The sequence below is a fragment of the Streptomyces sp. NPDC059169 genome (assembly GCF_042755225.1).
Taxonomy (GTDB): Bacteria; Actinomycetota; Actinomycetes; order Streptomycetales; family Streptomycetaceae; genus Streptomyces.
In genome coordinates, this window is record NZ_JBHZCF010000006.1 from 303,921 (window position 1) to 319,113 (window position 15,193).

Sequence of the window (15,193 nt, forward strand, 5' to 3'; positions counted from 1 at the left end):
CAAGGGACGCTTCGGCGTCCCTTCTTTCTTTGTTTCCCCGGGTGTAGTGGTCTGCTTACCGTCTGATGTGCCCTGCACCTTCATAGGTGAAACCGAGACCGAGGGGTAGAGTCCGGCGGCGTGCACCTCAAGGCCCTGACCCTGCGCGGATTCAAATCCTTCGCCTCCGCCACGACACTGCGCTTCGAGCCAGGTATCACCTGCGTCGTCGGGCCGAACGGTTCCGGAAAGTCCAATGTCGTCGACGCGTTGTCCTGGGTCATGGGCGAGCAGGGTGCGAAGTCCCTGCGCGGCGGCAAGATGGAGGACGTCATCTTCGCGGGGACGACCGGTCGGCCGCCCCTCGGTCGGGCCGAGGTGTCCCTGACGATCGACAATTCCGACGGGGCGCTGCCCATCGAATATGCCGAGGTCACAATTACGCGGATCATGTTCCGCAACGGGGGCAGCGAATACCAGATCAACGGTGACACCTGCCGGTTGTTGGACATCCAGGAACTGCTCTCCGACTCGGGCATCGGACGAGAGATGCACGTGATCGTCGGGCAGGGGCAGCTCGACTCGGTCCTGCACGCGGACCCGATGGGGCGCCGGGCGTTCATCGAGGAGGCCGCGGGCGTCCTCAAGCATCGCAAGCGGAAAGAGAAGGCCCTGCGGAAGCTGGACGCGATGCAGGCGAACCTCGCCCGGGTCCAGGACCTGACCGACGAGTTGCGGCGGCAGCTCAAACCACTGGGGAGACAGGCCGCGGTCGCGCGACGGGCCGCCGTCATCCAAGCGGACCTGCGGGACGCCCGGCTGCGGCTCCTCGCCGACGACCTCGTGACGATGCGCGAAGCGCTGAAGTCGGAGATCGCCGACGAGGCGGCACTGAAGCAGCGCAAGGAGGCCGCAGAGGCGGAGCTGCGGGCCGCACAGACCCGAGAGGCGGAGCTGGAGGACGAGGTGCGGCGGCTCGCCCCTCGGCTGCAGCGCGCCCAGCAGACCTGGTACGAGCTCTCCCAGCTGGCCGAGCGGGTGCGTGGCACGGTCTCGCTGGCCGAGGCCCGGGTCACGAGCGCGACCTCGTCCCCGGTGGAGGAGCGGCGTGGCCGCGACCCCGAGGACATGGAACGCGAGGCCGCCCGGATCCGCGAGCAGGAGGCGGAGCTGGGAGCCGCACTGGAGGCAGCCGAACGCGCCCTTGAGGACACGGTCGCGCACCGGGCCGAACTTGAGCGCGAACTCGCAGCCGAAGAGCGGCGCCTCAAGGACGTCGCGCGCGCGATCGCCGACCGGAGGGAAGGCCTCGCACGTCTGAACGGACAGGTGAATGCGGCCCGGTCCCGGGCCGCGTCCGCACAGGCCGAGATCGGCCGGTTGGCCGCGGCGCGCGACGAGGCAGGGGAGCGGGCGAGCGCGGCACAGGCAGAGTACGAGCAGCTCAAGGCGGAGGTTGACGGGCTGGATGAGGACGACTCCGCACTGGCCGAGCAGCACGACCTGGCCCGGCGGGAACTGGCGGACGCGGAGGCGGCGCTGTCCGCCGCCCGTGAGGCGGCCACCGCGGCGGAGCGTCAGCGCGCCGCACTCGCGGCCCGCCACGAAGCCCTCGCCCAGGGGTTGCGCCGCAAGGACGGCACCGGGGCGCTGCTCGCCGCGAAGGACCGGCTGGCCGGACTGCTGGGCCCCGCCTCCGAGCTGTTGACCGTGGCCCCGGGCTACGAGGTGCCCGTGGCCGCCGCGCTCGGTTCCGCCGCGGACGCGGTGGCCGTGTCCAACCCGGCGACGGCGGCCGAGGCCCTGCGCCTGCTGCGCAAGGCCGACGCCGGGCGCGCTGCCGTACTGCTGGGCGGGGCGCCCGAACCCGTGCCGAAGGAGCGCCACGACGGTCCCCCGTACGCCGCCGACCTGGTCAGCGGGCCCGAGGACTTGTTGCCCGCCGTGCGGCGGCTGCTCCACGGCATTGTGGTGGTCGGCACGCTGGAGGACGCCGAAGATCTGGTGTACGCACGGCCCGGGATCACCGCGGTCACCGCCGAGGGCGACCTGCTCGCTGCGCACTTCGCCCAAGGGGGATCCGCCGGGGCTCCGAGCCTGCTGGAGGTTCAGGCGTCCGTCGACGAGACCGCGGCGCAATTGGAGGAGTTGGCGGGACGGTGTGAGGAACTGGCCGCCCGGCAGCAGGACGCCACCGAGCGGCGTGCCTCTTGCGCCCGGCTCGTGGAGGAGCTCGGGGAACGGCGGCGGGCGGCGGAGAAGGAGAAGGCCGGCGTCGCCCAGCAACTGGGCCGGCTCGCGGGTCAGGCGCGCGGGGCGGCGGGGGAGGCCGAGCGGACGGCCTCTGCCGCGGACCGGGCCGAGGAGGCACTGGAGCAGGCGCTCCGCGAGGCGGAGGAGCTCGCCGAGCGGCTGGTGGCGGCCGAGGAGGGCTCTCCCTTCGGAGACACGGAGGAGGAGCCCGACACCTCTGCACGCGACCGGCTCGCCGCCGACGGTGCCAACGCCCGTCAGACCGAGATGGAGGCTCGGCTCCAGGTCCGTACCCATGAGGAGCGGGTGAAGGGGCTCGCGGGTCGGGCCGATGCCCTCGACCGCGGCGCGCGTGCCGAGCGGGAGGCACGGGCGCGTGCGGAGCAGCGCCGCGCCCGCCTCCGGCACGAGGCGGACGTGGCCCGGGCCGTGACGAGCGGCGCGCGCCAGCTCCTCGCCCACGTCGAAGTGTCCGTCGGTCGGGCCGAGCTGGGGCGGTCCGTGGCCGAGGCGGTGAAGGCGGAGCGGGAGCAGGAGCTCGCCGTGGCCCGCGGCGACGGCCGGGACCTCAAGGGCGAGCTCGACAAGCTCACCGATTCCGTCCACCGCGGCGAGGTCCTCGGGGCGGAGAAGCGCATGCGGATCGAGCAGCTGGAGGCGAAGGCGCTCGAGGAGCTGGGCGTCGAGCCCGCGGGCCTGGTGTCCGAGTACGGGCCCGACCTGCCGGTGCCGCCGTCACCGCCGGCCGAGGGGGAGGAACTCCCCGAGGACCCGGGGCATCCGCGGAACCAGCCCCGTCCGTTCGTCCGCGCCGAGCAGGAGAAGCGTCTCAAGTCCGCCGAACGGGCGTACCAGCAACTCGGAAAGGTGAACCCCCTCGCCCTCGAGGAGTTCGCGGCACTGGAGGAACGGCACAAGTTCCTGTCCGAGCAGCTCGAAGACCTGAAGAAGACCCGGGCGGACCTCCTGCAGGTGGTGAAGGAGGTGGACGAGCGGGTCGAGCAGGTTTTCACGGAGGCGTACCGGGACACCGCGCGCGAGTTCGAGGGCGTCTTCTCCCGGCTCTTCCCCGGCGGTGAGGGCCGACTCGTGTTGACGGATCCGGAGAACATGCTCACCACCGGCGTGGACGTAGAGGCCCGCCCGCCCGGCAAGAAGGTGAAGAGGCTGTCGCTGCTGTCGGGTGGTGAACGTTCGCTGACCGCCGTAGCCATGCTGGTGTCCATCTTCAAGGCCCGGCCGAGCCCCTTCTACGTGATGGACGAGGTCGAGGCGGCGCTCGACGACACCAACCTCCAGCGGTTGATCCGGATCATGCAGGAGCTGCAGGAGAGTTCCCAGCTGATCGTGATTACCCATCAGAAGCGCACCATGGAGGTCGCGGACGCCCTCTACGGCGTGTCCATGCAGGGTGACGGAGTTTCCAAGGTCATCAGCCAGCGGCTGCGTTGACCTGCCCTCCGGGGTCTGGGGCCGGTCAATCCTCTCTGGATCTTCAAAACTTGTACATAAACATTTCCTGGTCCAGCTCACCTTCAAGTAGACCCCGGGTATTGACTTCGAAACTTGAAGGCATAGTCTCGGCAACGTTGCTTTTACCTTCAAGTGGTGGGCGGCGCCATGTTGTGCGCCACTGGAAGGGCTTCGCCCCCCACGTCCGGCGCCGGTGCCGGACGGCCCCAGGAGTACATGTGACCAGCACAGCGCAGGCGCAGCCAGAAGGCCGGAAGGCCAGGCCGGAGCATCTCAGCCACGTCATCTTCATTGCGGCGGCAGCCGCGATGGGTGGCTTCCTCTTCGGATACGACAGCGCGGTGATCAACGGAGCCGTGGTGGCCATCCGGGACCGCTTCGACGTCGGCTCCGAGGCTCTGGCCCAGGTGATCGCCGCCGCGCTGATCGGTTGCGCCATCGGTGCGGCGACCGCGGGCCGGATCGCCGACCGCATCGGCCGGATCCGCGTCATGCAGATCGCCTCGGTACTCTTCACGGCCAGCGCCATCGGTTCCGCACTGCCGTTCGCCCTCTGGGACCTGGCAGTCTGGCGCGTCATCGGCGGCATCGCCATCGGCATGGCGTCGGTCATCGCCCCCGCCTACATCGCCGAGGTGTCCCCGTCCGCCTACCGTGGCCGTCTCGCCTCGTTCCAGCAGGCCGCGATCGTCATCGGCATCGCGGTCTCGCAGCTCGTCAACTACACGGTCCTCAACATCGCGGGCGGTAACCAGCGTGGCGAGATCGCCGGTCTGGAGGCCTGGCAGTGGATGCTGGGCATCATGGTGGTCCCGGCGGTGCTCTACGGGTTGTTCTCCCTCGTCATCCCCGAGTCGCCGCGGTTCCTGATCTCCGTCGGCCGCTACGACCAGGCCCGCAAGGTGCTCCGTGACGTCGAGGGCAAGCAGATCAACCTGGACACCCGGGTGTCGGAGATCGAGACCAACATGCGGCACGAGCGCAAGCCCTCGTTCCGCGACCTGCTCGGCGGCAAGTTCCTCTTCCTGCCGATCGTCTGGGTGGGTATCGGCCTCTCCGTCTTCCAGCAACTCGTGGGCATCAACGTGATCTTCTACTACAGCTCGTCGCTGTGGCAGTCGGTCGGCATCAACCCCGCGAGCTCGTTCTTCTACTCCTTCGAGACGTCGATCGTGAACATCATCGGTACGGTGATCGCGATGCTCACGGTCGACCGGATCGGCCGCAAGCCGCTCGCGCTCATCGGCTCCACCGGCATGGCGGTCTCGCTGGGGCTCGCCGCCTGGGCGTTCTCGTACAAGACCGTAACCGGCGGCGAGGTCTCGCTGCCCAGCCTCCAGGGCACGGTCGCCCTGTTCGCCGCGAACTTCTTCGTCCTCTTCTTCGCGCTCTCCTGGGGCGTCGTGGTGTGGGTGCTGCTCGGCGAGATGTTCCCCGGCAAGATCCGCGCCGCAGCGCTGGGTGTCGCCGCGTCGGCCCAGTGGATCGCCAACTGGCTGATCACCGTGACGTTCCCGACGCTGTCGGACTGGAACCTCTCCGGCGCCTACGTCATCTACACGGTCTTCGCCGTGCTCTCGATCCCGTTCATCCTTAAGTGGGTGCCGGAGACGAAGGGCAAGGCGTTGGAGGAGATGGGCTAATCCCCGCTGCCCCTCTCCTCGGACACGGAACTGCCCCGGCTCACCCCGTGAGCCGGGGCAGCACCTGTTCACAGAACAACTGCACGCTGCGCCACCCCTCGTCCACCGGCATGCCGCCGCAGAGCGGGTGCAGCACCAGGCTTTCCGTCCCGACGGCGACGCACTCGTCGGGCGTCAGCACCCGGTAGACGCCCTCCGCCCGCAGCTCGGAGACCGTCGTGGCCGTCGACCTCACGGCCGAGCGGATCTCCTTGGACTGCCACGAGGCGTACGTCAGGGCCTCGTGCAGGAAGTGGTGTCCGTGCTCTGCCCACACCCGGTCCGGATCCTCCGCGACGTGCAGCAGCGGCGTCTCGGGCGCCGGCATCATGCAGAAGCCCTCCGTTCCGTACTCCTCGCGCATCCGGTGGTAGTAGGCCTCCAACTCGGGCAGGTGCGCGCTCGGGAAGAACGGCAGCCCGCGCCGGGCCGCACGTCGCGCCGCGGGTCTCGAGGAGCCGCCGACCAGCAACAGCGGGTGGGGCTGGGTGTACGGGCGCGGGGTGACCCGCACGGTACGTCCCCGGTGGGTGAACTCCTCCCCGGTCCATGCCGCGAGGAGCGTGTCCAGCAACTCGTCCTGGAGCGCGCCCCGGCGGTCCCAGTCGACGCCGCGGGCGGCGTACTCCTCGGGCCGGTAGCCGATTCCCGCGACCGTGACCAGCCGCCCCCTGCCCAGCAGGTCCAGTACCGCGATCTCCTCGGCCAGTCGTAGCGGATCGTGCAGCGGGCCGATGATCGCCGAGACGGTGACGGCGATCCGACGGGTCGCACCGAAGACCGCGCCCGCGAGGACGAAGGGGGAGGGGAGCCAGTTGTCGTCGGCCCCGTGGTGCTCCTCGGTCTGGATGGTGTCGACGCCCCGGTCGTCCGCGTACGCCGCCATCTCCAGGGCCGCGTGGTAGCGGTCCGCGAGCGTCCCGGGCGTCGCCGCGGGATCGACGAGGTTGAGCCGTACGACGGTGAAGGCCATGACGGGCGTCCCCTCTGCCGGTGTGGCCGTGCTCTGCCGGATGCGGGCGTGGCGCACCGGACGCTAGCTGACGTAGCGTCAGATGAGAACACCCGTGTGGTGCCTCCTGCGTCGCGGTCCGGAGCCACCTGCCCGGAGCGGCGGTGGGCGGCCGTCCGAGGCGGGCTGTGGGAGATGCACAATGCGGCTCCCTCTCGTGCGATCCTCCGAGGTGGCCGGTCCCGGGTGGACGTGGCCGATACTGGGTGGGTTATGGAAATCGTCATCCTTGCTGTAGTCATCGCCCTGGTCGCGGTCGGCGTGATCAGCGGCCTCGTGGTCGGCAGCCGCAAGAAGAAGCAGCTGCCGCCCTCGGCGCCGTCCAGCACGCCGACCATCACTGCTCCGCCAGCTGAGCCGCACGTCGGCGAGGAGGCGGAGACACCGCGCGAAGAACCGCGCCGCACCATCGAAGAGGTCGACCTCCCCACCGCCGAGGAGGCCGCGGAGGCTCCCGCCACCGTCGAGGACCCGGTCATCGCGGCGCCCGAGGCGCCTGCGATCGAGATTCCGGAGCCGACCGCGGGCCGTTTGGTGCGGCTGCGCGCCCGGCTGGCCCGCTCGCAGAACACGCTGGGCAAGGGGTTGCTCACCCTGCTGTCGCGGGAGCACCTCGACGAGGAGACGTGGGAGGAGATCGAGGACACGCTCCTCACCGCGGACGTCGGCGTCGCTCCGACGCAGGAGCTGGTCGAGCACCTGCGTGAGCGGGTGAAGGTGCTGGGCACGCGCACCCCGGAGGAGCTGCGCGGGCTGCTCCGAGACGAGCTGCTCCGCCTCGTCGGTACGGACTACGACCGCGAGCTGAAGACCGAGAGCGGCTTGGACACCCCGGGTGTCGTGATGGTCGTCGGTGTCAACGGAACCGGCAAGACGACCACCACGGGCAAGCTGGCCCGGGTGCTCGTCGCCGACGGACGCAGCGTCGTCCTGGGTGCCGCGGACACCTTCCGTGCAGCTGCCGCGGACCAGCTCCAGACCTGGGGCGAGCGGGTCGGGGCACGCACGGTCCGCGGACCAGAGGGCGGCGACCCGGCGTCGATCGCCTTCGACGCGGTCAAGGAAGGCATTGCCGAGGGCGCCGACGTCGTCCTCATCGACACCGCGGGCCGGCTGCACACCAAGACGGGCCTCATGGACGAGCTCGGCAAGGTCAAGCGCGTCGTCGAGAAGCACGGCCCGCTGGACGAGGTGCTCCTGGTCCTCGACGCCACGACCGGCCAGAACGGTCTGATCCAGGCGCGTGTCTTCGCCGAGGTCGTGGACATCACCGGCATCGTGCTGACCAAGCTCGACGGCACGGCCAAGGGCGGGATCGTCGTCGCTGTCCAGCGGGAACTCGATGTGCCGGTCAAGCTCGTCGGTCTCGGCGAGGGCCCGGACGACCTGGCCCCGTTCGAGCCCGAGGCATTCGTGGACGCCCTGATCGGCGACTGAAGGAACCTTTCGACAGGCACCGACTCCAGGCCCCGTGCTGCTCGCCGCGGCACGGGGCCTGTGCTTCCGGTGGGCCTTCGCGTCGCTCCGGTGGGCGGGGCCGATCAGCGACGGGGCCGATCAGCGACGGCTGGCCGTGTGCGTCACGCGGCGGCGGAGCGGTGGCAGATGTACGCCAGCGTGCCGAGGAGCAGACGGGCCTGGGGCGGGGCTCCCGGGGCGTCGGGGACCGGCGGGCGCAGCCAGCGGACCGGGCCGAGGCCCCCGTGGTCGGAGGGGGGCGCCGTCAGGTGGCTGCCGCGACCCAGGCAGCGCAGGTCGAGATCCGCGTCATCCCAGCCCATCCGGTAGAGCAGCGCGGGAAGCTCGGTGGAGGCGCCTGGGGCGACGAAGAATTGGGCCCGGCCGGTCGGGGTCACGCAGACGGGGCCCAGTGGCAGGCCCATCCGCTCCAGACGGACCAGGGCGTGCCGCCCGGCCTGCTCGGCCACCTCCAGGACGTCGAAATGCCGGCCCACCGGGAGCAGTACCGCGGCGCCCGGCACCCGGGCCCAGGCGCGGGTGACGTCGTCCAGCGTCGAACCCGCGGGCACCTCGGGCGCAAAGTCCAGCGGGTGCGCTCCCGGGGAACTGCACGTGGCGTCACCGCACGAGCACCTCCCGGTGGACGCCCTCGCTCCCGGGACCACGTCCCAGCCCCACAGTCCCGTGTACTCGGCGACCGCTGTGCACTCCGTGGCGCGGCCGCGGCGCCACGAGCCCGGCCGGATCTCCCGGACACCCCTGCTGCCGCCGATCGTGAAGCCCATGCCCCCTCCAACGTGTCTCACTCGCCGGTGGTTACGACTTGGAGTCTGCCGGTGACGCTCAGTCGCCGTCGTGCCGCCTCGCCGGTGCGAAGTGTCTTTCCGGGTGGCGCGTCGGGCCGCGCGCGCCCTGGCGCGCAACGCTGCGCGTTGCCCTGGTCGTCGTGGGTCAAGTGAATCGCGCCCGGCCGCAAGCGACTTCATTCGAAGGGGTGGCGAATGGTGGCGTTTCTGGAATCGCCATGGCAGGACCGGTGATCGTGGGATTACTTTCAGTGCACGAACCCCGAAGATTCCTCGCGTTCACGGGTATGCCGGAGGCAAGTCGGTTCTCTGTTCGACGGAGGGTGAACTCCGGACGGAGAGTCTCAACTCGCGGCATTCTGATAGGGGTTCGCGCAGCAAGGCATCGAAGGATGGGGGCGTTCCAGTGGGTGGCAGTGGCGCAGACGGTACGAGCACCGGGAAGCGCCCCAACGAGCAGTTGGGCTCCTGGTTCGTGCGCAGCGGCTGGTCGAAGGGCGAGCTCGCGCGGCAGGTGAACCGCAGGGCCCGCCAGATCGGCGCGCACCACATCAGCACGGACACCTCACGGGTCCGCAGGTGGCTCGACGGCGAGCAGCCGCGCGAGCCGATCCCGCGCATCCTCTCCGAGCTGTTCTCCGAGCGCTTCGGGACCGTCGTCGCCGTCGAGGACCTCGGGCTCCGCACCGCACACCAGGCGCCCTCGGTGTCCGGGGTGGACCTGCCCTGGGCGGGGCCGCAGACCGTGTCCCTGCTCAGCGAGTTCTCCCGCAGCGACCTGATGCTGGCGCGACGCGGATTCCTGGGGACCTCGCTGGCGCTCTCCGCCGGACCCGCGCTCATCGAGCCGATGCAGCGCTGGCTGGTGCCGTCGCCGCCGGCGGAGCCCGCGTCGCCCCAGGAGTCCGCCGGGGCGGTACGCCGCTCCGCACGACTCTCCGCGCCCGAGCTGGACCTCCTGGAGTCCACCACCGTGATGTTCCGCCAGTGGGACGCCCAGTGCGGCGGCGGGCTGCGGCGCAAAGCGGTCGTCGGGCAGCTCCACGAAGTGACGGACCTACTCCAGGAACCCCAGCCCGCGCACGTCGCCAAGCGGCTGTTCAGGTGCGCCGCCGAGCTGGCCGAGCTGGCCGGATGGATGAGCTACGACGTGGGATTGCAGCCCACCGCTCAGAAGTACTTCGTTCTCGGGCTGCACGCCGCCAAGGAGGCGGGTGACAAGCCGCTCGGCTCGTACATCCTCTCCTCCATGAGCCGCCAGATGATCCACCTCGGACGGCCCGACGACGCCCTGGAGCTCATCCATCTCGCCCAGTACGGCAGTCGCGACTGTGCGACCCCGCGCACCCAGGCGATGCTGTATGCGATGGAAGCCCGCGCCTACGCCAACATGGGCCAGCCCAGCAAGACCAAGCGGGCCGTCCGCATGGCCGAGGACGTCTTCGTCGACGCGCTCGAGTGCGACGCGCCCGAGCCCGACTGGATCCGCTTCTTCTCCGAGGCCGAGCTCAACGGGGAGAACGCCCACTCCTACCGGGACCTGGCCTACGTGGCCGGCCGCAGCCCGAGCTACGCCTCGCTCGCCGAGCCCGTCATGGAGCGTGCCGTCGAGCTCTTCAGCGAGGACAAGGTGTACCAGCGCTCGTATGCGCTCAACCTCGTCGGCATGGCCACCGTGCACCTGCTGAAGAGGGAGCCGGAGCAGGCCACGCAGCTGGCCGGGCAGGCGCTCTCGATCGCCAGGCGGGTCCGCTCCGAGCGGGTCAACAACAGGCTCCGCAAGACCGTGGACACGGCAGCCAGGGACTTCGGGGACGTCGCCGAGGTCGTTCACCTCACCGACCGCCTCACGGCACAGCTGCCGGAGGTCGCGGAAGCGGTCTGATCCGGCCGGCAGCCCTTGTGACTCCGGCGCGGCGGTCACCCTGAAACCGCCCGACTCGGCTCCCCACGCCAGGTCAAACGGGTGACCGCCGCGACCGGCTCCTCCTCTGCGCCGAGAACGGCGCCGCCCTCACGGACGCGTTGCGGTTTCGGGATGGTATGCCCGCCTCCATGATCGCGACGTGTAGTTCATGTGCGCGTAACACACCCGCCGTCTTCGTCACTGCGGTGAAACATGGTGCGGCATCGACGGAAACCGCGGCGCGCCAATCTCATGGCGCATAACCGGCCGACTCCCCAGGGCAGCCCCACCGGATCCAGCCGCACCGGTTGTCCAGCCGCCCAGGCTCCCGCCCCGCACAGGCCGTACGACGACGAGGAGACGCCGATGCCCCCAGGCATCACGCTTGCCGCAGACGCACCCACGCTGTCTGCCGCCAACACCGGGTTCATGCTCATCTGCTCCGCTTTGGTGATGCTCATGACGCCGGGCCTGGCCTTCTTCTACGGAGGCATGGTCCGCGTCAAAAGCACCCTCAACATGCTGATGATGAGCTTCATCAGCCTCGGGATCGTCACGATCCTCTGGGTGCTGTTCGGCTTCAGCCTCGCTTTCGGCACCGACGCGGGCTCGTTCATCGGCTGGTCCTCCGACTATGTCGGACTCAGCGGGATCGGGCTCAACCAGCTGTGGGACGGCTACACCATCCCCGTGTACGTCTTCGCCGTCTTCCAGCTGATGTTCGCGATCATCACGCCTGCCCTGATCAGCGGCGCCCTCGCGGACCGCGTGAAGTTCACCGCCTGGGCGCTCTTCATCGCGCTCTGGGTCACCGTCGTCTACTTCCCGGTCGCACACTGGGTCTGGGGCGCCGGTGGCTGGCTCTTCGAATTGGGAGTCATCGACTTCGCCGGAGGTACCGCCGTCCACATCAACGCGGGTGCCGCGGCCCTGGGCGTGATCCTCGTCATCGGCAAGCGCGTGGGCTTCAAGAAGGACCCGATGCGGCCGCACAGCCTCCCGCTGGTGATGCTCGGTGCCGGTCTGCTGTGGTTCGGTTGGTTCGGGTTCAACGCCGGATCCTGGCTCGGCAACGACGACGGCGTCGGCGCGGTGATGTTCGTCAACACCCAGGTCGCCACTGCCGCCGCGATGCTCGCCTGGCTCGCCTACGAGAAGGTCCGCCACGGCTCCTTCACCACCCTCGGCGCGGCGTCCGGCGCGGTCGCGGGCCTGGTCGCCATCACCCCGTCCGGCGGCTCCTGCTCCCCGCTCGGCGCCATCGGCATCGGCGCCATCGCCGGCCTGGTGTGCGCCATGGCCGTCGGCCTCAAGTACAAGCTCGGCTACGACGACTCCCTCGACGTCGTCGGCGTCCACCTCGTCGGCGGTGTCATCGGTTCGCTCCTGGTCGGCTTCTTCGCCACCGGCGGGGTCCAGTCGGACGCCAAGGGCCTCTTCTACGGCGGAGGCTTCGAGCAACTCGGCAAGCAGGCCGTCGGCGTCTTCGCCGTCCTCGCCTACTCTCTGGTGGTCTCCGCGGTCCTCGCCTTCGCCCTCGACAAGACGATCGGCATGAGGGTCACCGAGGACGACGAGATCTCCGGTATCGACCAGGTCGAGCACGCCGAGACCGCGTACGACTTCAGCGGAGCGGGTGGTGGGGCAGGTTCCCGCAGGACCGTCCCCACGGCCAGTGACTCCGTGGCAGCCGCACACCAGACCAAGAAGGTGGACGCATGAAGCTCATCACCGCAGTCGTGAAGCCGCACCGGCTGGACGAGATCAAGGAGGCCCTGCAGGCCTTCGGTGTCCAGGGGCTCACGGTCACCGAGGCCAGCGGCTACGGACGGCAGCGCGGCCACACCGAGGTCTACCGCGGCGCGGAGTACACCGTCGACCTCGTCCCCAAGATCCGCATCGAGGTGCTGGTCGAGGACGACGACGCCGAACAGCTCATCGACGTGGTGGTGAAGGCTGCCAGGACCGGGAAGATCGGTGACGGCAAGGTGTGGAGCGTGCCGGTCGACACCGCCGTCCGCGTACGGACCGGCGAACGCGGCCCGGACGCGCTGTAAGACGGGAGTTGCCGGGTGACGAGCGTCGACGTGACCACTGAAACCGAAGACCCGGGACCCAGCAGCTATGCGGCGGCCCGGCTGCGCCTCCTCCAGGAGAAGGCGCAGCCAGGGCCGCCGCGCCGTGCTGCCCTGGCCCGGCTGACCGACGACTGGCTCTGTGCCCTGTTCACCGCAGCGGCCGAGGACACGGGAGTGCGGGGCGCGGCCCTGGTGGCCGTCGGCGGGTACGGTCGCGGGGAACTCTCGCCGCGCAGCGACCTCGATCTGCTCCTGCTGCACGACGGCAGCGCCGATCCCGCGGCGGTCGCCTCGCTCGCCGACCGGATCTGGTACCCGGTGTGGGACCTCGGCCTCGCCCTGGACCACTCGGTCCGCACCCCGGCGGAGGCCGGGAAGACGGCCGCGGAGGACATCAAGGTGCAGCTCGGACTCCTCGACGCGCGCGCCGTCGGCGGCGATCTGGGCCTTGTCACGGGGCTGCGCACCACCGTCCTCGCCGACTGGCGCAACCAGGCGCCCAAGCGCCTGCCGGAACTCGACGCGCTGTGCCGCGAGCGGGCCGAACGCCACGGTGAACTGCAGTTCCTGCTCGAACCGGACCTCAAGGAGGCGCGCGGCGGGCTGCGCGATGCCACCGCGCTACGCGCCGTCGCCGCTTCGTGGGTGGCCGACGCACCCCGCGAAGGCCTCGCCGAAGCCCGGCGGGTCCTCCTCGACACCCGCGACGCGCTGCACCTGACCACCGGACGGGCCACCGACCGGCTCACCCTCCAGGAGCAGCCCCAGGTCGCCGACGAGCTGGGCCTCCTGGACGGCGACGCACTGCTACGACAGGTATACGAAGCGGCGCGCACCATCTCGTACGCCGCGGACGTCACATGGCGCGAGGTGAACCGGGTGCTCAGGGCCCGGTCCGCCCGACCGCGCCTCCGGGACCGGGCAAGGGAGCGCGGCGACTTCATCAGGAGGGTGGTGGCGGGCGACGGTCGATCCCTCGCCGGACGGCGCTCCGAACCGGAGCGCACCCCTCTCGCCGAAGGCGTCGTGGAGCTCGACGGCGAAGTCGTCCTCGCCCGCACCGCGCGGCCGGAACGCGACCCGGTGCTGCCCCTGCGGGCCGCCGCCGCGGCGGCCCAGTCCGGACTTCCGGTGTCCCGGCACGCCGTACGCCGCCTCGCCACGGCCGCCAAGCCGTTGCCCGTACCCTGGCCCGCCGAGGCCCGCGAGGAACTCGTCACCCTGCTCGGTGCCGGCGAGTCCACCGTCGCCGTCTGGGAGGCGCTGGAGGCCGAGGGCCTGATCGCCCGGCTGCTGCCCGACTGGGAGCGGGTCCGCTGTCGCCCCCAGCGCAATCCCGTCCACACCTGGACCGTGGACCGGCACCTCGTCGAGACGGCGGTCCGTGCCTCCGCGCTCACCCGTCGCGTCGGCCGCCCCGACCTGCTGCTGATCGCCGCGCTCCTCCACGACATCGGCAAGGGTTGGCCGGGCGACCACTCGGTGGCGGGTGAGACCATCGCGCGGGACGTCGCCACCCGCATCGGTTTCGACCAGCACGACGTGGGTGTCATCGCCACCCTGGTGCGGCGCCACCTGTTGCTCGTCGAGACAGCCACCCGGCGCGACCTGGACGATCCCGCGACCGTCCGCTCGGTGGCGGAGGCGGTCGGATCCCCCGGCACGCTCGAACTGCTGCACGCCCTCACCGAGGCCGACGCCCTCGCCACGGGACCCGCCGCCTGGTCGTCCTGGCGGGGTTCGCTCGTCGCCGACCTGGTGAAGCGGGTCAGCGGGGTGCTGGCGGGCGAAGCCCCCTCCGAACCCGAACCCCCCGCGCCCAGTGCCGAACAGGAGCGGCTCGCGGTCGAGGCGCTGCGCACCGGCGGTCCGGTCCTCGCCCTGCATGCCCAACCCGAAACGCCCCAACCGGACGGCGAACCGGAACCGGTCGGAGTGGAACTGCTGATTGCCGTGCCCGACCAGCCGGGTGTGCTGCCCGCGGTCACCGGGGTGCTCGCACTGCACCGGCTCACCGTCCGCGCAGCCGACCTGTGTGCCGTGGAACTTCCCGGTGAGGTCGGCCACGGAGCCGTGCTCGTGCTGGACTGGCGGGTCGCCGCTGCGTACGGGTCACTCCCGCAGGCGGCCAGGCTCCGGGCCGACCTCGTCCGCGCCCTCGACGGCTCGCTGGACATCGCGGCCAGGCTGGCCGAACGGGACGCCGCGTACCCCCGCAGGCGGGGAGTGCAGGCGCCGCCGCCCAGGGTCACCGTCGCCCCGGCGGGCTCCCGGCTGGCCACGGTGATCGAGGTCCGTGCGCAGGACGCCCCGGGGCTGCTGCACCGCATCGGCCGCGCCCTGGAGTCCGCGGCGGTCCGGGTGCGCAGTGCCCACGTGTCGACGCTCGGCGCCAACGCCGTCGATGCGTTCTACGTCACAGCCCCCGACGGCGCCCTGCTGCCACCCGCCGATGCGGCGGAGGTGGCCCGCGCCCTGGAGGCGGCACTGCGCCGATGACGCACCCGGGACGGACGCATGGACTGGGGGCAGACCCCAGCCCG

9 protein-coding genes are annotated in these 15,193 nt (G+C 70.8%); 7 read left to right on the forward strand and 2 right to left on the reverse strand.

Translation table 11 applies throughout. The features are described from left to right. Positions 1-120 precede the first annotated feature (120 nt). Positions 121-3,684: a chromosome segregation protein SMC gene (gene smc, locus ACFXOM_RS14150; RefSeq protein WP_385037998.1), complete on the forward strand. Its 3,564-nt coding sequence runs from the start codon at positions 121-123 to the stop codon at positions 3,682-3,684. Between the two features lie 239 nt (positions 3,685-3,923). Next, positions 3,924-5,348: a sugar porter family MFS transporter gene (locus ACFXOM_RS14155; RefSeq protein WP_384933894.1), complete on the forward strand. Its 1,425-nt coding sequence runs from the start codon at positions 3,924-3,926 to the stop codon at positions 5,346-5,348. 40 nt (positions 5,349-5,388) lie between these two features. On the opposite strand, the gene ACFXOM_RS14160 is transcribed toward ACFXOM_RS14155, so the two are convergent. Next, positions 5,389-6,360 (reverse strand): LLM class flavin-dependent oxidoreductase, encoded by a 972-nt coding sequence (locus tag ACFXOM_RS14160; RefSeq protein ID WP_384933897.1) that lies wholly within the window; start codon positions 6,358-6,360, stop codon positions 5,389-5,391. Between the two features lie 252 nt (positions 6,361-6,612). Here ACFXOM_RS14160 and ftsY point away from each other — a divergent pair, with 252 nt between their 5' ends. Continuing rightward, complete coding sequence (gene ftsY, locus ACFXOM_RS14165) at positions 6,613-7,836, forward strand: signal recognition particle-docking protein FtsY (RefSeq protein WP_384933899.1); 1,224 nt, start codon at positions 6,613-6,615, stop codon at positions 7,834-7,836. Between the two features lie 143 nt (positions 7,837-7,979). Here ftsY and ACFXOM_RS14170 read toward each other — a convergent pair whose 3' ends face one another. Next, complete coding sequence (locus tag ACFXOM_RS14170; protein ID WP_384933902.1) at positions 7,980-8,645, reverse strand: bifunctional DNA primase/polymerase; 666 nt, start codon at positions 8,643-8,645, stop codon at positions 7,980-7,982. A 427-nt stretch (positions 8,646-9,072) separates the two neighbouring features. Between ACFXOM_RS14170 and ACFXOM_RS14175 the strand changes: the two genes are divergently transcribed. The 4 genes from ACFXOM_RS14175 (at position 9,073) to ACFXOM_RS14190 (ending at position 15,149) form a co-directional block, all read left to right on the forward strand. After that, the gene (locus tag ACFXOM_RS14175; RefSeq protein WP_384933905.1) at positions 9,073-10,551 is read left to right on the forward strand and encodes a hypothetical protein; all 1,479 of its coding nucleotides are present in this window, start codon (positions 9,073-9,075) and stop codon (positions 10,549-10,551) included. A gap of 387 nt (positions 10,552-10,938) precedes the next feature. Continuing rightward, a complete protein-coding gene (locus ACFXOM_RS14180) occupies positions 10,939-12,294 on the forward strand; it encodes an ammonium transporter (protein ID WP_384933908.1) in 1,356 nt (451 codons plus the stop codon). Then, positions 12,291-12,629, forward strand: a complete 339-nt coding sequence (locus tag ACFXOM_RS14185; protein ID WP_084904268.1) for a P-II family nitrogen regulator — start codon at positions 12,291-12,293, stop codon at positions 12,627-12,629. Before ACFXOM_RS14180 ends, ACFXOM_RS14185 begins: the two co-directional genes overlap by 4 nt. Before the next feature lie 15 nt (positions 12,630-12,644). Further along, entirely contained in the window at positions 12,645-15,149 is a 2,505-nt protein-coding gene (locus ACFXOM_RS14190) for a [protein-PII] uridylyltransferase (RefSeq protein ID WP_384946653.1), read from the forward strand. The last annotated feature ends 44 nt before the right edge of the window (positions 15,150-15,193 follow it).

What these genes read in the sequence shown, in the direction of transcription:
- ACFXOM_RS14160 (WP_384933897.1), bottom strand. Translation starts at nt 6,360, where the DNA reads ATGGCCTTCACCGTCGTACGGCTCAACCTCGTCGATCCCGCGGCGACG.
- ftsY (WP_384933899.1), top strand. Translation starts at nt 6,613, where the DNA reads ATGGAAATCGTCATCCTTGCTGTAGTCATCGCCCTGGTCGCGGTCGGC.
- ACFXOM_RS14170 (WP_384933902.1), bottom strand. Translation starts at nt 8,645, where the DNA reads ATGGGCTTCACGATCGGCGGCAGCAGGGGTGTCCGGGAGATCCGGCCG.
- ACFXOM_RS14180 (WP_384933908.1), top strand. Translation starts at nt 10,939, where the DNA reads ATGCCCCCAGGCATCACGCTTGCCGCAGACGCACCCACGCTGTCTGCC.
- ACFXOM_RS14185 (WP_084904268.1), top strand. Translation starts at nt 12,291, where the DNA reads ATGAAGCTCATCACCGCAGTCGTGAAGCCGCACCGGCTGGACGAGATC.